Raw genomic sequence first — 17,605 nt, forward strand, 5'->3', positions numbered from 1 at the left:
CTGGTCACGAGGTGAGCGTAACCGGGCGCCGGAAGCCGGGGGAATCGCGCGGCGGGGTTTCTCGGGCCGGTTCGCCCTGGATAAGGGCAGATAGGGGGTGGCCGTCCACGCTCTGTGGTCATCGCCGTTATCAGGAGAAGATTGATGAAAAATCAACAAATTACTTAATGTCATGAACTGGTGACTTCCGTAGACATTTCCACGGTGCTGTGCGGTAATGCTCATGTCTTCGCCAACGGGGGGTGGGGACGTCACCGACACGCGGGTTTCTCAGCGGGGGAGATACCGGTGGACTTTTACGTGCTCGGACCTCTGACCGCCGAGAGTCGCGGCGAGTCGCTCGACCTGGGGAGCGCGCGGCAGCGGATCGTGCTGGCCGCGCTCCTGCTCGACGCCAACCGCACGGTCACAGTCAATCGCCTGATGGAGGCCGTGTACGGGCAGCACCCGCCGGTCACCTCGCGCGCCCAGGTGCAGGTGTGCGTGTCCGGGCTGCGCCGCCTCTTCGGGGGGTACGGCCAGGCCGGGCTGATCGTCACCACCGCCCAGGGGTACGCCATCCAGATCCCCGGCGAGCGGCTCGACGTGCACCGTTTCCAGACGGCGCTCGCGCGGGCCAGGCAGGCGAGGGACGAGTGCCGGCAGGCCAGGGCGATCGAGCTGTACCGCGAGGCGCTCGCCCTGTGGCGCGGGCCGGCGCTCGACGGCATCAGGAGCGGCCTGGTGCAGGCCGCCGCCGGCCGGCTGGCCGAGGAGCGGATCACCACCGCCGAGGAGTGCGTACGGCTGGAGCTGGACCTCGGGGGCCACGACCGCCTGGTCGGCGAGCTGACCCGGCTGGTCAGGGACTACCCGCTGCGCGAGGAGCTGCGCGGGCAGCTGATGAGGGCGCTGTACCGGTCGGGGCGGCCGGCAGAGGCGCTGGAGGTGTACCGGCAGACGCGGCAGACCTGGGCCGAGGAGCTGGGCATCGAGCCCAATGAGCGATTACGCCTGCTCCAGCAGGCCATCCTCGCCGACGAGGAGCACCCGGACCTGGCGGAGCGCGTGCGCGGGCGGGCGAGCCTGACCGGCATGCCGCCGCCTCCGCCCGTGGCGGACTTCACCGGGCGCGCGGAGCAGCTGGCTCGGATCCGTACGCACCTGACGGGCGGGGACGGCCCGGCGCGGGCGCGCCTCGCGGTGCCCGTCACCGTGATCGTGGGCAAGGCCGGGGTGGGCAAGACCAGCGTCGCGGCGCGGGCCGCGCACGACCTGGCCCGGCACTTCCGCGGCGGCCGGCTCTTCGCCGCCCTGCAGGCGGGCTCCGGGCGGCCGGTCAGCCCCTCGCAGGTCCTCGAACGGTTCCTGACCGCGCTCGGAGTGCCCGCTTCAGAGGTGCCCGAAGGGCTGGAGGAACGCGCCGAGACGTACCGCCACCTGCTGGCCGCCCGCAGGACGCTGATCGTGCTGGACGACGTGGCCGGCGAGGGCCAGGTGCTGCCGCTGCTGCCCGGCCACCCCGGCGCCGCCGTCGTCATCACCAGCCGCAGGCGGCTGTCCGGGCTGGCCGGGGCCGACCACGTCGAGGTGCCGGTCTTCGAGCCCGGACAGTCGGTGGAGCTGCTGTCCCGCATCGCCGGGGCCGAGCGGGTGGGCGCGGAGCCCGAGGCCGCGGTGGAGCTGGCCGCGCTGTGCGGGCACCTGCCGCTCGCGCTGCGCGTCGCCGGCGCCCGCCTGGCCGCCCGGCCCCTGTGGAGCCTGCGGCGGCTGGTGGAGCGGCTGCGGGACGAGACGCGGCGGCTGGACGAGCTCCGGTACGGTGACATGGGCGTCAGGGGGAGCATCACGCTGAGCTACGACGCCCTGGACGAGGACGCGAGGCGGCTGTTCAGGCGGCTGGCGATCCCCGACGTCGGGGAGTTCCCCGCCTGGATCGGCGCGGCCCTCGTGGGCCGGCCGCCGGCCGAAGGCGAGGACCTGCTCGCCGACCTGGCGGACGTCCAGCTGGTCGAGGCCGTGGGCGTCGGCAGGGGCGCCGAGGCCCGTTACCGCTTCCACGACCTCATCCGGGTCTTCGCCAAGGAGCGCCTGGCCGCCGAGGAGTCCGCCACCGAAAGGGGCGACGCCCTGGCCAGGATGCTGGGCGCCCTGCTGCTGGTGGCCGAGACCGCCCGTGACCGCCACGACGACCTCGTGGCCGAGATCGCTCCTGGCCCCTACGACGACCTGGTGGGGGAGGTGCCCGGTGGCGGGAGGCCGTCCGCGGGTGGTGGCGGGTGCCGGTGGATGCCGCCGGAGCTGGCCGGGGAGCTGGCCGTGGTGCCGCTGTGCTGGATGGAGCGGGAGCGGCGGCTGCTGCTCGCCGGCGTGCGGCAGGCCGCCCAGGCGGGGCTGCCCCGGCTGTGCGGCGCGCTGGCCCTGAGCATGCTCCCGCTCTTCGAGTCGGGCGGCCACTTCGACGACTGGCGGGAGAGCCACGAGGTGGCGCTGGCCGCCGCCGAGCGCGCGGGCGACCGTACCGGCGTGGCCGCGCTGCTGGGCTCGCTGAGCACCATGTGCCGGCTCGACCACCGTCCGGAGGAGGCGCGCCGCCCGGCCGCGGCGGCGGCCGGGACGGACGCGCGGACGGCCGGGTGGCGTTATTCACCGGAGCCCGGATCCGAGGTGTTCAGAGCATCAGAGAATTGACCAGAAATTGTGGTGAAATTCCGCTCATAGTGTCAAATTCCGTCAATTCCCCATGTGCTTGACTGGAAAGCAGATCCGAATGGGGCATCGCGACGGGGATTGTTCGGATCGACGCCATCGCGCGGCTAGCGAAGGACAGGAGAATGTTCGCTGGTCGTGCCGTAGGGCGACATCTGGGGAGAGACATCGTGAAAAGGCAGACGGCGCTGTTCATCGGCCTGGCACTTGTCCTCACGGCCTGCGGGACGTCGACGCCGCCCGCGGAGCCCGCCTCCGTGATCGACGTCGGCTCTCTGTACGAGCCGCAGAACCTCGACAACGCGGGCGGCGGCGGGCAGGGGGTGATCGAGGCGCTGGCCGGCAACGTCTATGAGGGGCTGTTCAGGCTGACCGACGACGGCCAGGTCGAGAACCTGCTGGCGGCCGGGCACAAGGTCAGCCGCGACGGGCTCACCCACACGTTCACCCTGCGCGAGGGGGTGCGCTTCCACTCCGGCGACCCGCTCACGGGCGCCGACGTCAAGCACAGCCTGGAGCGGATCATCGGCGACGGCTCGAAGTCCGCCCGCAAGGGCGACCTTAGCGTGATCAAGGGCATCGACGTGCCCGACCCGTCCACGGTCGTGGTGACGCTGTCCACCCGGTCGGTCTCGTTCGTCTACAACCTGAGCCAGGTGTGGATCGTCAACGACGCCGTACGCGACCCCGCGACCACGGAGGACGGCACGGGCCCCTACAAGGTGGGCACGTGGCGGCGCGGCTCGTCGCTGACCCTCGACAGGTTCGACGGCTACTGGGGCGAGCGCCCCGACAACGACGGCGCCGTGTTCCACTACTACACCGACGCGAGCGCGCTCAACAACGCGCTGCTGACCGGCGTGGTCGACCTGGTGACCAGCGAGCAGAGCCCCGACGCGCTGGCGCAGTTCGAGGGCGACCCGCGCTTCCGGATCAGCGAGGGCACGTCCACGACCAAGCTCCTGCTGGCCTTCAACGACCGCGAGCCGCCGTTCGACAGGGCGCTCGTGCGCAGGGCCGTCAGCGCCGCCATCGACGACAGGAAGCTGCTGCGCTCGATCTGGGGCGACCACGGCATCCTGATCGGCTCGATGGTGCCGCCCAGCGACCCGTGGTACGAGGACCTGTGCCGGCTCAACGCGTACGACGTCGCGCTGGCCAGGAAGCTGCTCGCCGAGGCCGGCTTACCCGACGGCTTCACCTTCACCCTCGACACGCCGAACTACGACCCGCACCCCACCATCGCGACGTTCGTCAAGTCGGAACTGGCCAAGGTCGGGATCACCGTGAACATCAGGATCATCACGGCCGACGAGTGGTACACGAAGGTCTACCAGCGCCACGACTTCACCGCGACCCTGCAGGAGCACGTCAACGACAGGGACATCCGCTGGTACGGGGACCCGGGCTTCTACTGGGGCTACGACAACCCCGAAGTGGCCGAGCTGATCAAGAGGGCGGAGACGTCCGCCACCGCCGAGACGCAGGCGAGCATGATGCGGACGGCCGCCCGCAGGATCGCCGAGGACGCCGCCAGCGACTGGCTCTACCTCAACCCGCAGATCGTGGTCAGCTCGTCGCGCCTGTCGGGCTACCCGGTCAACGGGCTGAACGCGCAGTTCCCCGTCTACGACATCAAGGAGCGCTGACGGCCAGGTGATCGCCTACCTGCGCAGGCGCGTCCTGCTGCTGGCAGTGTCGTTCCTGGTCGCGAGCTGCGTGCTGTTCCTGCTGCTCAGGCTGCTGCCGGGCGACCCGGCCAACGCCCTGCTGCCGATGGGCGCCACACCCGAGCAGGTCGCCGAGGTCCGGCACGAGCTCGGCACGGACCTGCCGCCGCTGGAGCAGTTCGCGTCCTGGGCGCGCAAGATGGCCACGCTCGACCTGGGCAGGTCGCTCATCAGCTCGCTGCCGGTGGGCTCCGAGATCGCCGCGCGCCTGCCCGTCACCGTGCCGCTGACGCTGCTGGCGTTCCTGCTGTCGGTGCTGGTGGCCGTGCCGGTGGGGTTCTTCACGGCCTGCCGCGGCCGGACGTGGTACGGCTCGCTGATCGGCGCGGCCTCCCAGTTCGGCCTGGCCGTGCCGGTCTTCTGGGTGGGCATCCTGCTGATCGACCTGTTCGCGCTGCGCCTGCGGCTGCTCCCGGCCGGCGGCTTCCCGGTGGACGGGTGGGCCCACCCGGGGGCGGCGCTCACCGCGCTGGCGCTGCCCGTGCTGACCGTCTCCCTGGTCATGTCCGCCTCGCTCATCCGGTACGTGCACTCCGCCGCCCTCGACGTCCTGGACAGCGACTACCTGCGCACCGCCAGGGCGCTCGGCGCGTCGTTCGCCGGCGCGGTCTGGCGGCACGGCCTGCGCAACGCCGCCGCCCCCGTGGTGTCGGTCCTCGGCATCGAGCTGGCCACGACCTTCCTCGGCGCGGTCGTCGTGGAGGGCGTCTTCGCGCTGCCGGGGCTGGGCAGCATGCTGGTCAGGGGGTTCGCCCAGCACGACTACCCGGTGATCCAGGGCATCCTGGCGCTGAGCACCTTCACCGTGCTGGTGATCGGCTTCCTGACCGATCTCGTCCAGCGGCTCATCGACCCGCGGCTGCGCCGCACGACGACCGGGACGCCCGCATGAGAGTTCGCTCGCCGGCGCTGGCGGCCGGCTGCGCGCTGGTCGCGGTGATCGTCGCGATGGCCCTGCTGACGTTCTTCTGGACGCCGTACGACCCCGCCGACACCACCGGCGGGCGCCTGGAGCCACCCGGTGCCGGCCACCTGCTCGGCACCGACCGGCTCGGCCGGGACCTGCTCACCCAGCTGATGCTGGGGGCCCGCGTGGCCGTCGTGGCGAGCCTGGGCGCGGTCGCGGTCGGCGGCCCGCTGGGCCCGGCGGTGGGCGTGCTGGCCGGACTGGCGGCCCGGTGGCTGGACGACGCGCTGGCCGTCGTGCTCGACATCCTCCTCGCCTTCCCCACGCTGCTGCTCGCCATGCTCGTGGTCGCGGCCAAGCAGACCTCCCTGGCGGCGGCGATCACGGCGATCGGCCTGGCCGTCTCGGCCGTCGTCGCCCGGCTGACCAGGGTGCTGGTGAAGCGGGTGCTGGCGCAGGACTACATCACCGCCGCCCGCACCTCGGGCACCTCCTGGCCCAGGATCGTGACCGGGCACGTGCTGCCGAACATCTGGCCCACGCTGGCGGTCAACCTGGCGTTGCAGGCGGGCCTGGCCGCGCTCGCCGAGGCCAGCCTGTCCTACCTCGGGCTGGGCGCGCCGCCGCCGAACGCCTCCTGGGGGCGCATGCTCAAGGAGGCCGAGGCGACCGTGCTGACCTCTCCCGTGGCCGTGCTCGCGCCCGGCGCGCTGCTGGCCATGCTGGTGATCGGGGCCAACCTGATCGCCCAGGGGATCAGGGAGCAGGCCGACCCGACCCTGAGGAGATCACGATGACCCTGCTCGACGTACGCGACCTGTGCGTGCGCGCCCCGGACGGCCGGAGCCTCGTCTCCGGGCTGTCCTTCTCCATGGAGCGGGGGGACCGTCTCGGGCTGATCGGCGAGTCCGGCGCGGGCAAGACGCTGGCCGCGCTGGCGGTCATCGGCCTGCTGCCGAGGGGGATGAGCGCGTCCGGCAGCGTGCTCCTGGACGGCGAGCAGGTGCTCGGCGCGCCCGGCCGGCGGCTGGACCGGCTGCGCGGCCGGGCCGCCGCCGTGGTCTTCCAGGAGCCGCTCACCGCGCTCGACCCGCTCAAACGGGTCGGTGCGCTCGTCGCGGAGCCGCTGCGGCGCAGGCGGCGGCTGCGCGGCCGGGCGCTGCGCGGCGCGGTGCTCGACGCGCTCTCGGAGGTGCGGCTGCCCGGCCCGGAGCGGCTGGCCAGGGCCTTCCCGTACGAGCTGTCCGGCGGCCAGCGCCAGCGGGTCGCCATCGCGATGGCGCTGGCCTGCGAGCCGGCGCTGCTGATCGCCGACGAGCCCACCGCGGCGCTGGACACCACGGTCCAGGCCGAGATGCTGGCGCTGCTGGACGGCCTGGTCAGGAGCTCCGGGATGGGGCTGCTCCTCATCGGTCACGACCTCGGCGTCGTGGCGGGCGTCGCGGACGGCCTCCTCGTGCTCCACGAGGGCCGGGCCGTCGAGCGCGGCACGGCCGCGGAGATCGTGCACGCCCCGGCGCATCCGCGTACCCGCGAGGTGGTGGCGGCCGCCAGGCGGCTGCACGGCGCGCTGGACGGGCTCGCGCGTTGAGCCCGCCGGTGCTGGAGGCGCGCGGGGTGCACTTCGCGTACCGGGGCGGGCCCGAGGTGCTCACCGACGTCTCGTTCCCGGTGGTGGCGGGGCGCGGCCTGGGGCTGGTGGGCGAGTCGGGCGCGGGCAAGTCCACGCTGGTACGTCTGCTGCTCGGCCTCGCCCGCCCGACCGCCGGGCAGGTGCTCCTGGACGGCGAGGGGTTACGCGGGCGGGAGCGGGCGCTGCGGCGCGCGGTCCAGCCGGTGTTCCAGGACCCGTACTCCTCGCTCGACCCCCGGCAGCGGGTGGACCGGATCGTGGCGGAGCCGCTGCGCTCCCTCGGCCTGCTCACGTCCCGCGACCGGCGCGCGGAGTCGGCGCGCCGGGTGGCGGAGGCCCTGCGCTGGGTCGGGCTGCCGGAGGAGGCCGCGAGCCGCTATCCGCACGAGTTCTCCGGCGGCCAGCGCCAGCGCATCGCCATCGCCAGGGCCGTCGTGTGCGGGCCGCGGGTGCTGCTCGCCGACGAGCCCGTCAGCGCGCTGGACGTCGTCACCAAGGTGAGCCTCATCGACCTGCTGGCCGAACTGCGGCACAGCCGGGGGCTCACGGTGGTGATGGTCTCGCACGACCTGACCGTGGTGGCGTCCCTGTGCGAGGAGACGGTGGTGCTCGAGAAGGGCCGCGTGGTGGAGCGGGGGGCGACGGCCGCGGTGCTCGGCGCTCCCGGCCACCCGCACACGCGGCGGCTGGTGGCCGGCGTGCCGCGCCTGCCCGGCCCCCCGGCACAGCGGACGGCGGAACCCCCGGACAGCGGCTGACCTGCGGAATGCCGGGCCAGAAGCGATCCGATAACGAGCGAATGGCGCCCCTTCCTAGCCTGAGACACGTACACCAACCCCTCTAGGAAACCGAGGTCGGAAATGAACAAGCACGCACGCGGTCGCCTGGCCAAGCTCGTCCTCGTCCTGGCCACCGCCGTGGCCGTCCTGCCGGCGCTCGGCTCGGCCGCCGGCGCCGAGACCGGATCGGCCACCCCCGTGGCTGTCAAGACGCCGGACATCGAGTACCCGATGTGCTGCAACACCTGGCCGTGATCGTCCCCTGGGCGCGGTCCCCGGCGAAAGCTGACTTCTACGGTGACAGATCCGGGCCTGGATCCGTAAACAAGTGACAGCTTTTATCGCGAAGAAGTAGGATTTTTCGCGAAACCTGCAGCCTTGGGAACGCGCTGGCATCAACTGGCATCAAGGGGAGATGCGAGTGGGCTTTAGCATCCTGGGTCCTCTCGAAGTCTCCTTGGACGGCGAACGAGTGGATCTCGGGGGAAGCAGGCAGCAGACCGCACTCGCCGTGTTGCTGCTGGACGTGGGGCGGGCCGTCAGCATCGGCAGGCTCATGGAGGCCGTGTACGGGGACGAGCCGCCGACGACCGCCCGCGCCCAGATCCAGATCTGCATCTCCGGCCTGCGCCGCCTGTTCGCGGCGCACGGCAGGCCGGACCTCATCTCCACCCAGGCCCAGGCGTACGTCGTCCGGGTCAGGGACGACGAGCTCGACGGCCACCGCTTCGAGCGGCTCGCGCGCGAGGCGCGCCGGCTGCGCAAGGAAGGCCAGGTCGCCGAGGCGGTCACCCGCTACCGGGAGGCGCTGGCCCTGTGGCGCGGCCCGGCGCTGGAGGGCATCCAGAGCAGGCTCGTCCAGGCGGCGGCGAGCAGGCTGGACGAGGACCGCATCGCCGCCAACGAGGACTGCGTGGACCTGGAGCTCGACCTGGGCCGCCACCACGAGCTGGTGGGCGAGCTCAGCGCGCTGGTCGAGGAGCACCCGCTGCGCGAGCGGCTGCGCGGCCAGCTCATGCTCGCGCTGTATCGCTCCGGCCGGCAGGCCGAGGCCCTGCAGGCCTACCGGCGGGCCAGGCAGACCATGATCGAAGAGCTGGGCATCGAACCGAACGAGCGGCTCCAGCAGCTGGAGCACGCGATACTAACCTCGGCTCCCAGCCTCGACCTGCCCGAGGCGCCGCCCGCCGCGGCCCCGGCGGCCCTGAAGGTGGTGCCGCGCCTGCTGCCCACCGACATCGCCGACTTCACCGGGCGCACCAAGCAGATCGACGAGATCCTGGAGCGGCTCGTGGCCGTCGCGGGGGAGCGCCCCGGCTACGCCGTGCCCATCGTCGCGCTGGTCGGCAAGCCGGGGATCGGCAAGAGCACCATCGCCGTCCACGTGTCGCACCGGGTGGCCGAGCACTATCCCGACGGGCAGCTCTTCGCCGACCTGCACGGCGGCGCCGCCCGCCCGGTGAGCCCGGCGCACGTGCTCGAACGCTTCCTGCGCGCCCTCGGCGTCACCGGTACGGCGGTGCCGGACGGGCTGGAGGAGCGGGCGGAGATGTACCGCGCGCTGCTCGCCGACCGCAGGATGCTGATCGTGCTGGACGACGTGGGCATGGAGAGCCAGGTGCTCCCGCTCCTGCCGGGCGGCTCGGGCTCCGCGGTGATCCTCAGCAGCCGCGGCCGGCTCGCCGCCCTGCCCGGCGCGGTCCACGTGGACGTGGACGTCTTCGACTCCGCCCAGTCGCTCGACCTGCTCTCGCGCATCGCCGGGGCCGAGCGGGTGCACTCCGAGCCCGAGGCCACGGTGGCGCTGGCCGAGCTGTGCGGGCAGCTCCCGCTGGCCCTGCGGATCGCGGGCGCGCGGCTGTCGGCCCGGCCGCACTGGAGCGTCGGGCAGCTCGTGGAACGCCTGGAGGACGAGACCCGCAGGCTGGACGAGCTCAAGCACGGCGACATGGGCATCAGGGCCAGCATCTCGCTGACGTACGAGAGCGTCGGCGAGGAGGCCAGGCGCCTGTTCCGCCGGCTGGCCATCCTCGACGCGCCGATCTTCTCCTCCTGGATCAGCGCCGCTCTGCTGGACCGGCCGCTCCACGAGGGCCAGGACCTGCTGGACGACCTGGCCGACGCCCAGCTCATCGAGACCTCCGGCACCGGGCGCGGCCCGCACACCCAGTACCGCTTCCACGACCTCATCAGGGTGTTCGCCAGGGAGCGCCTGGCCGCCGAGGAGCCGGCGGCCGAGCGCACGGCGGCGCTGGCCAGGGTGCTCGGCGGGCTGCTGTCCCTGGTGGAGGCGGCCCGCCGCCGCGAGCACGAGGACCGCATGATCATCCCCGCGTCCATCGCCACCTGGTCGCTGCCGGACGCGCTGGTCGAGCGGATGGTCGAGGTGCCGCACGCCTGGTTCGAGCGCGAGCGCTCGAACCTCGTCTCCGGCATCAGCCAGGCGGCGCAGGCGGGCTTCACGGAGATCTGCTGGGGCCTGGCCATGGGCGCGGCCTCCTTCTTCCAGTCGCGGGTCTACCTCGACGACTGGCGCGAGACCCAGCGGATCGCGCTGGACGCCGCCCGCCAGGCCGGGGACGTGGCGGGCCACGCCGTCATGCTGTACTCGACCGGCGCGCTGGCCAGCGCCGAGCAGCGGTTCGACGACGCGCGCCGCGACTTCGACGCCGCGATCACGCTGTTCACCAAGATCGGCGACGAGCGCGGCCTCGGCTCCGTGATGGCCAACAGGGGACACCTCGACCTGGTGACGGGCCGGATCGAGGACGCCGCCGCGCACTTCGAGCGGGCGCTGGAGCTGTCGCGCCGCGCCGGGCCGCCCAGCACCACCGTCTACGTGCTGCAGAACCTGGCACAGGTCAGGCTGGCGCGCGACGACATCGAGCACGCCAAGCGCCTGCTGTCGGAGGCCATGGCCCACGTCGGCAGCGGCGTGGGCAGGAGGCTGCAGGGCCAGGTGCTCAACCGCCTGGGGCAGGTGCACCTCCAGGAGGGCGAGCTGCGCCTGGCGGTCGAGGTGCTGGGCGAGGCGCTGGCCGCGGTGCAGGAGGTCGGCGACCCGACGGGGGAGGCGTACATCCTGCACGGCATGGGCCTGGCCCGGCTCAGGCTCGGCGAGTTCGCCGAGGCCGGCGGCACGCTGCGGCACGCGCTGCTGCTCGCCAACACCTCCAGCGAGCGGCTCGCCAAGGGCAGGACCCTGGCCGCGCTGGCGGAGCTGGCCCTGGCGGAGGGCCGCCCGGAGGAGGCCGTGGACTCCTGCGACGAGGCGCTCGCGCTGTTCGGCACGATGAACGTCCCCCTGGAGGAGGCGGACACGCTGAGCGTGCTCAGCGACGCGCACGCGGCGCTCGGCCAGCCGGCGGACGCGTACGAGACCCTCGCCAGGGCGCTGGACGTGACCGCGAAGATCGACACCCTGGTGGCCCAGCGCATGCGCGCCCGGTACGCCGAGCGCATGCGCCTCATGCGGCGCGCCTGCCCGTCCGAGCCGGGGGAATGACCGCCCGCGATAGTGGGCGAAAGGCGGACCGATAGCGGCCCCCTGCACTCTGAAGGCGAGCCGATGCGGGTGGATCGGGCTCCGTGACATGGACCGTGCCCGCGCGGTGAGCGCCTGCCGTGGTCCTGCCGCCGGCCGGCGAGCTCGCAGGCGTGGCAGGAGTCCGTCGTGACGGACCTGGCAGATGGGTGTGGCTGAGATGAGCATCATCGCGGAGGCGGTGGACGGCGTGTACGGCCGGTCGGCAGCTGGCCTGCGGGCCAGCCTCGAGCACCCGCTGGAGGGCTGCTGGAAGCCGCTCGCCAGGTCGGAGACCGACGTGGCCGGCCGCATCAGCGAGTGGGCGGACCTGAGCCTGGACCGCGGGCTCTACCGCATCGTGTTCGACAGCGACCAGTATTTCGTCGGCCTCGGCGTCGTAGCCGCCTATCCCGAAATATCGGTCACCTTCCGTATGCAGGACGAGGACGACGTCTGCAAGGTCCAGGTCCTGCTCGCGCCGCATTCGTACTCCACGTACTTCGGCACCGCAGGTTGAGGACGACCCGTGAGGACAACACCGTGAGAACACCAAGGAGACCGGCCGCCCGCTACACCGCCACCCAGCCCGTCGACCTCCCGGACCGGACCTGGCCGGGCAGGACCGTGACCGCCGCGCCCCGCTGGCTCTCCACCGACCTGCGCGACGGCAACCAGTCGCTGGCAGAGCCCATGGACCCGACGCGCAAGCTGACGATGTTCAACCTGCTCGTGGACATGGGCTACAAGGAGATCGAGGTCGGCTTCCCCGTCGCCAGCCAGGACGACCACGACTTCCTGCGCATGCTCATCGAGGAGGACCTGATCCCCGACGACGTGCGGATCTCGGTGCTGACGCAGGCGCGCGACGAGCTGATCCACCGCACGGTCGAGAGCCTGGCGGGCGCGCCGCGCGCCACCGTGCACATCTACAACGCGACCTCCCCGACGTTCCGCGACCTGGTCTTCGGCATGACCAGGGACGAGTGCAAGGACCTGGCCGTACAGGCCACCCGCCTGCTCACGAAGTACGCGGAGCGCGCGCTCGGCGGCTGCGACCTCGGCTACCAGTACTCGCCCGAGTTGTTCAACGACACCGAGCAGGACTTCGCGCTGGAGGTCTGCGAGGCCGTCATGGACGTCTGGCAGCCCGGCCCCGGGCGGGGCATCATCCTCAACTTCCCCACCACGGTCGAGCGCTCGATGCCCAACGTGTTCGCCGACCGGATCGAGTGGCTGGACCGCAACCTGTCCCGCCGCGAGCACGTCTGCCTGTCGATCCACCCGCACAACGACCGCGGCACCGGCGTGGCCACCGCCGAGCTGGCGCTGCTGGCCGGGGCCGAGCGCATCGAGGGCTGCCTGTTCGGCAACGGCGAGCGGGCCGGCAACGTCGACCTCGTCACGCTCGGGCTCAACCTGCTGACCCAGGGCGTCGACCCCGGCATCGACTTCTCCGACCTCGACGGCATCAGGCGCACGGTCGAGTACTGCAACGGGATCGCCGTGCACCCGCGCCACCCGTACGGGGGCGACCTGGTCTACACGGCCTTCTCCGGCTCGCACCAGGATGCGATCAAGAAGGGGTTCGACGCGCAGGAGCGGGCGGCCAGGATCGGCGGGGTCAGCGCGCACGACCTGCCGTGGGCGGTGCCGTACCTGCCGATCGACCCGCGGGACGTGGGCAGGACGTACGAGGCCGTCGTGCGCATCAACAGCCAGTCCGGCAAGGGGGGCGTGGCGTACGTGATGGACGCCTGGCACGGCATGCGGCTGCCGCGCGCGCTCCAGGTGGAGTTCGCCGGGATCGTGCAGGCCGACGCCGACGCCGGGGGCGGCGAGATCACGCCGCGGCGGGTCAGGGAGCTGTTCGACCGCGAGTACCTCGCCGAGCCTGGCCTGACGATGCCGGCGGCACCGGTGACGGCGGAGCTGCACATCGACGGGCTGGGGTTCGACGCCGGCCGGTCTGAGGCCGTGCGGCGCATGGCGGCGACGCTGGCGCCCTGGGGCATCGACGTGCGGGCCGTGCACAGGACCGGGCGGCGGAGCCCGAGCCGCGAGGTCGTGGTCTACGCCGAGTGCCGGGTGCGGGGGCGCCTGGTCTGGGGCGCCGGGACGGGCTCCGACGTGGAGGCCGCGGCGTTCGCCGCGGTCAGCGCGGCGGCGTCCCGCGAGATGGCGTCCCGGGAGGCTGCGTCCCGGGATTCGGCGTCCCGCGAGTCGGTGTCATTTGAGGTGGCGGATCGCTCGCCGGCGGCGGCCGTTCGATGAACACGCGAAACCAGCACGATCTGGCGTTCGGATCGTCGGGGTAAGGAGGCACGAGATGGACTTGATCGAACGCGACGAGGCACGGGCCTCCCTCGAGGGGCTGCTGGCCGACGCGGCGAACGGGCGCGGCCGCGTCGCCCTGGTCACCGGCACCGTCGCCACCGGCAAGAGCGAGCTGCTGCTCACGCTGGCGGAGCGGGCCATCGACCTCGGCGCGCTGGCCATCACGGCGACGGGCTCCAGCGCCGAGCGGGACCTGCCGCTCGGCGTGCTGAGCCAGCTCGTCCACGACGCGCCGCTCACGCCCGGGGAGCGGGAGCGCGCGCTCGACCTCGTCCACGAGGGGACGAACGCGGCGCTGGCGGGTTCGGAGCCGCTGGCCCACATGGACGCGCAGATCGTGCACGCGCTCTGCACCGTGCTGCTGGAGCTGTCGGAGCGCCACCCGCTGCTCATCGTGGTGGACGACGTGCAGCACGCCGACAACGCGTCCCTGGTCTGCCTCGCCTACCTGTGCAGGCGCGTGCGCTTCGCGCGGGTGGCGGCGGTGTTCGGCCACGCCGACCACGGCGGCTACGCCGAGACCTCGTTCCAGACCGAGCTGACGCGCCAGCCCCACTGCCGCCGCGTCCAGCTCCCGCTGCTGTCGCGCGACGGCGTGCTGGAGCTGGCGGCACGCCGGCTCGGGCCGGGGCCGGCCGAGCGCTTCGCCGCGCCCTGGTACGACCTCAGCGGCGGCAACCCGCTGCTGGTGACCGCGCTGGCCGAGGACCACGAGGACGCCGGGCGCGCGGCGGGCGAGCCGCCCGAGGACGTGGTGGTCGGCGACAGGTACGGCCACGCCGTCCTGTCCTGCCTGCGCCGGGGCGGCCCGCGGCTGCTCCGCGTGGCCAGGGGCCTGGCGGTCCTGGGCGGGACGGACGGGCTCGACGAGCTCCTCGGCCTCGGGGCGGCGGACGTCGCCCGGGCCGTGCAGGCGCTGGCGGTCGCCGGGCTGCTCGCCCGCGACGGGTTCCGCCACGAGGCCGCGCGCTCCGCCGTACTGGCCGAGATGGCGCCGGAGGAGCGGGCCGGGCTGTTCCAGAGGGCGGCCGAGCTGGCCCACGGCAGCGGCGCCCCGGCGAGCGTGGTCGCCGGGCACCTGCTGAGCGCCGGGCGGGCGGACGGGGCGTGGGCCGTGCCCGTGCTCGAAACCGCGGCCAGGCAGGCGCTGCGCGACGGGCTCGTCGAGCCGGCCGTCGCCTACCTCAAGCTCGCCCTGCACGCCTGCACCGACGAGCGCGAACGGGTCAAGATCACCACAGCGCTGGTACGGGCGGAGTGGCGGATCAACCCCAGCGCGTCCGCCGGGCACTTCCCCGAGCTGACCGACGCGATGCACCGCGGCATCCTGCGCGGCTACCCCGCCGTGGTGCTGGCCAAGGCGCTGCTGTGGCACGGCAGGTTCGACGACGCCCAGGAGGTGCTCGACCACGTCGCCGACCCCGGCGCGGACCTGGACCAGGAGGCGCAGGCCGAGCTGGGCGCCGCCCGCTCGTGGCTGCGCTCGGCCTACCCGTCGCTCGTCGCCCACCTGCCGCGCGCCCTGGGCGAGCGGGGGCAGGCGGCGCTCTCCTCGGTGGCGGCCAACCGGCGCGGCCGGGCCGCGGCCATGCTCGAAGGCGTGCTGACGCGCGGCCCCGGCGACGACCTGATCGCCGTGTCGGAGCGGATCCTGCGCAACTCCAAGCTGGACGAGGGCTCCCTGGACACGGTCGAGAGCGCGCTGCTCGCGCTCACGTACGGCGGCGCGGCCGACGCCGCCGCGCCCTGGTGCGACCTGTTCATGGAGGAGGCGATCACGCGCCGGGCGCCCAGCCGGCAGGCCAGGCTCGCCGCCGTCTGCGCCGAGGTGGCGCTGCGGCGCGGCGACCTGCCCGCCGCCGAGCGGCACGCGCGGCTCGCGCTGGAGATCATGCCGCACACCAGCTGGGGCGTGGCGGTGGGGGCGCCGCTCGGCACGCTCGTCCTCGCGGCCACCGCGATGGGCAAGCTCGCCGACGTCAACGACCTGCTCGACGTGCCGGTCCAGGACGCCATGTTCCAGACCAGGTACGGCCTGCACTACCTGCAGGCGCGCGGCCACTACAGCCTGGTCACCGACCACCCGCGGGCCGCGCTGAGCGACTTCGAGTGGTGCGGGCGGCTCATGGACGAGTGGGGGCTGGACGTGCCGGGCCTCATCCCCTGGCGGATCGACGCGGCCGAGGCCTGCCTGCGCATGGGCGGGCACGACCGGGCCCGCCGGCTGGTCGAGGGCCAGCTGGCCAGGTGCGGCACGAACGCGCCGCGCGTCCAGGGCGTCGCCATGCGGCTGATGGCCGCCATGAGCGAGCCGCGGCACCGCCCCATGCTGCTGCGCCGGTCGTCGGACCTGCTGCAGTCGGCGGGCGGCGACCGTTACGAGCTGGCCAGGACGCTGTTCGACCTCACCGACGCCTACCACGCGCTGGGGGAGTACCGCCGGGCCGGCATGATCACTCGCAGGGCGACCGCGTTCGCCCGCGAGTGCGAGGCGCAGCCGCTGCTGCGGGCCCTGTCGCGGGGCGGTGCGGGCGGCGAGGCGCAGGCCGCCGACACGGAGCCGGCGGCCATGCTCAGCGACGCCGAGCGCCGGGTGGCCGCGCTCGCCGCCGCCGGCTACACGAACCGGGAGATCGCCGGCAAGCTCTACGTCACGGTGAGCACCGTGGAGCAGCACCTCACGCACACGTACCGCAAGCTCAACATCACCAACAGGGCGGACCTGCCGACGAGCGCGGAGCTCGGCTCGTCGACCGCCATCCTGGAGCTGTGACTGCGACCCGCGCGAGCGACCGGCCGCCCGCCTTCAGGGGCGGGCGGCCGGCAGGCCGAGGGCGCGGTGGATGTCCAGGACGACCCCGGCCCGGTTCAGCGTGATGAAGTGCAGGCCGGGGGCGCCCTCCGCGAGCAGGCGGGCGCCCATCATGGTGGCGTGCTCGACCCCGATGGCGCGCACGGCGGCCGGGTCGCCGGCCGACCGCACCCGCGAGGCCAGCGGCTCCGGCAGGGTGGCGCCGCTGAGCGCCGCGAACCGCTCGATCTGCGCGGCGTCGGTCACCGGCATGATCTCGGGAATGATCTTCACGTCGCAGCCGGCGGCGGCCACCCGGTCGCGCAGCCGTAAGTAGTCCTCCACGTCGAAGAACATCTGGGTGATCGCGTAGTCCGCGCCGGCCCGGCACTTGTCCACGAAATGGCGGATCTCGCTCTCCCAGTCGGGGGAGCGGGGGTGCTTCTCGGGAAACGCGGCGACGCCGACGGTGAAGTCCCCGTGTTCGCGGATCAGCCGGACCAGGTCCACGGCGTGGGCGACGCCGCGGGGATGGGGCACCCACTCCGCCTGGGGGTCGCCGGGCGGGTCGCCGCGCAGCGCGAGCACGTCCCTGACGCCGGCCTCGCGGTAGCGCTCCAGGATCAGCCGCAGGTCGGCCACCGAATGGCCGACCGCGGTGAGGTGCGCCACCGGAATCATGGTGGCCGTCCTGGCGACGGCCGCGACCACGTCGATCGTGCGGTCGCGGGTCGAGCCGCCGGCCCCGTAGGTGATGGACACGAAGCTGGGCCGTACGGCCTCGATCTCCCGCACGCACTCCCAGAAGCGCCCGGTCGCGGCGCCGTCCTTCGGCGGGAAGAACTCGAATGAAATGGTGGGCCGTCCTGAGGCGAGCGCCTCTTTCACCGTGGCCGGCCGTCGGGCGAGCATGCTGATGGACATGCGACAAACGTACGGAGCGAACGCGCGGGCGATAACCGGTAGGCCGGGAAAGCCATTCCCTAGGGGGCCGGCAGGGGTTTCGCGCGACGCCCGGGAATACCTACCCTCGGGGTGTCGGCTTGCGCGGGAGTTTAACCCATCGGCGAGGTGATGAACGACTTTCGAACGTCTGCCCCTCATGGCTCGGGAGCCGCCCGGCGAAGCATTCTTCGCGGGCGGCTCCCGGTGTTTTCTGGGGTGAGCGGCCGCCGGAATAGGGGTGTCGCCAGGGCAGCCGAGAAAGGCTCGTCGAA

General features: G+C 73.1%; 12 protein-coding genes. 11 read left to right on the forward strand and 1 reads right to left on the reverse strand.

Annotated features, from left to right (window positions below):
• Nucleotides 1–288 precede the first annotated feature (288 nt).
• The 11 genes from FH608_RS11360 (at nucleotide 289) to FH608_RS11405 (ending at nucleotide 16,370) form a co-directional block, all read left to right on the forward strand.
• Nucleotides 289–2,670: an AfsR/SARP family transcriptional regulator gene (locus tag FH608_RS11360; protein WP_139630371.1), complete on the forward strand. Its 2,382-nt coding sequence runs from the start codon at nucleotides 289–291 to the stop codon at nucleotides 2,668–2,670.
• Between the two features lie 188 nt (nucleotides 2,671–2,858).
• Nucleotides 2,859–4,337, forward strand: coding sequence for an ABC transporter substrate-binding protein (locus FH608_RS11365; protein WP_226899301.1), 1,479 nt, complete (start codon nucleotides 2,859–2,861; stop codon nucleotides 4,335–4,337).
• Between the two features lie 7 nt (nucleotides 4,338–4,344).
• The gene (locus FH608_RS11370; RefSeq protein ID WP_139630373.1) at nucleotides 4,345–5,310 is read left to right on the forward strand and encodes an ABC transporter permease; all 966 of its coding nucleotides are present in this window, start codon (nucleotides 4,345–4,347) and stop codon (nucleotides 5,308–5,310) included.
• Nucleotides 5,307–6,122 carry an ABC transporter permease gene (locus tag FH608_RS11375; RefSeq protein ID WP_139630374.1) on the forward strand — a complete coding sequence of 272 codons (816 nt, stop codon included), beginning with the start codon at nucleotides 5,307–5,309 and terminating at the stop codon, nucleotides 6,120–6,122. Before FH608_RS11370 ends, FH608_RS11375 begins: the two co-directional genes overlap by 4 nt.
• The gene (locus tag FH608_RS11380; RefSeq protein ID WP_139630375.1) at nucleotides 6,119–6,916 is read left to right on the forward strand and encodes an ATP-binding cassette domain-containing protein; all 798 of its coding nucleotides are present in this window, start codon (nucleotides 6,119–6,121) and stop codon (nucleotides 6,914–6,916) included. Before FH608_RS11375 ends, FH608_RS11380 begins: the two co-directional genes overlap by 4 nt.
• The gene (locus FH608_RS11385; protein ID WP_139630376.1) at nucleotides 6,913–7,716 is read left to right on the forward strand and encodes an ABC transporter ATP-binding protein; all 804 of its coding nucleotides are present in this window, start codon (nucleotides 6,913–6,915) and stop codon (nucleotides 7,714–7,716) included. The genes FH608_RS11380 and FH608_RS11385 overlap by 4 nt, the downstream gene beginning before the upstream one ends.
• A 102-nt stretch (nucleotides 7,717–7,818) precedes the next feature.
• On the forward strand, nucleotides 7,819–7,992 hold the full coding sequence (locus tag FH608_RS51390; protein ID WP_153261805.1) for a hypothetical protein: 174 nt from the start codon (nucleotides 7,819–7,821) through the stop codon (nucleotides 7,990–7,992).
• Between the two features lie 217 nt (nucleotides 7,993–8,209).
• Nucleotides 8,210–11,242: an AfsR/SARP family transcriptional regulator gene (locus FH608_RS11390; RefSeq protein WP_226899303.1), complete on the forward strand. Its 3,033-nt coding sequence runs from the start codon at nucleotides 8,210–8,212 to the stop codon at nucleotides 11,240–11,242.
• Between the two features lie 199 nt (nucleotides 11,243–11,441).
• The gene (locus tag FH608_RS11395) at nucleotides 11,442–11,780 is read left to right on the forward strand and encodes a hydroxyisourate hydrolase (protein WP_193318354.1); all 339 of its coding nucleotides are present in this window, start codon (nucleotides 11,442–11,444) and stop codon (nucleotides 11,778–11,780) included.
• Nucleotides 11,781–11,803: 23 nt separating this feature from the next.
• A complete protein-coding gene (locus FH608_RS11400) occupies nucleotides 11,804–13,534 on the forward strand; it encodes a 2-isopropylmalate synthase (protein ID WP_139630379.1) in 1,731 nt (576 codons plus the stop codon).
• Nucleotides 13,535–13,589: 55 nt separating this feature from the next.
• On the forward strand, nucleotides 13,590–16,370 hold the full coding sequence (locus FH608_RS11405; RefSeq protein WP_139630380.1) for a helix-turn-helix transcriptional regulator: 2,781 nt from the start codon (nucleotides 13,590–13,592) through the stop codon (nucleotides 16,368–16,370).
• Nucleotides 16,371–16,403: 33 nt separating this feature from the next.
• Here the strand turns inward: FH608_RS11405 and metF are convergent, their stop codons facing one another.
• Nucleotides 16,404–17,312 (reverse strand): methylenetetrahydrofolate reductase [NAD(P)H], encoded by a 909-nt coding sequence (gene metF / locus FH608_RS11410; RefSeq protein WP_139630381.1) that lies wholly within the window; start codon nucleotides 17,310–17,312, stop codon nucleotides 16,404–16,406.
• Nucleotides 17,313–17,605: the final 293 nt, after the last annotated feature.

This window comes from Nonomuraea phyllanthi (genome assembly GCF_006334985.2).
In the GTDB taxonomy this organism is placed as follows: Bacteria; Actinomycetota; Actinomycetes; order Streptosporangiales; family Streptosporangiaceae; genus Nonomuraea; species Nonomuraea phyllanthi.

Excerpts from the sequence above, each read along its gene's own strand:
- FH608_RS11375 (WP_139630374.1), top strand. The coding sequence starts at position 5,307 with ATGAGAGTTCGCTCGCCGGCGCTGGCGGCCGGCTGCGCGCTGGTCGCG.
- FH608_RS11380 (WP_139630375.1), top strand. The coding sequence starts at position 6,119 with ATGACCCTGCTCGACGTACGCGACCTGTGCGTGCGCGCCCCGGACGGC.
- FH608_RS11405 (WP_139630380.1), top strand. The coding sequence starts at position 13,590 with ATGGACTTGATCGAACGCGACGAGGCACGGGCCTCCCTCGAGGGGCTG.
- FH608_RS11395 (WP_193318354.1), top strand. The coding sequence starts at position 11,442 with ATGAGCATCATCGCGGAGGCGGTGGACGGCGTGTACGGCCGGTCGGCA.
- FH608_RS51390 (WP_153261805.1), top strand. The coding sequence starts at position 7,819 with ATGAACAAGCACGCACGCGGTCGCCTGGCCAAGCTCGTCCTCGTCCTG.
- metF (WP_139630381.1), bottom strand. The coding sequence starts at position 17,312 with ATGTCCATCAGCATGCTCGCCCGACGGCCGGCCACGGTGAAAGAGGCG.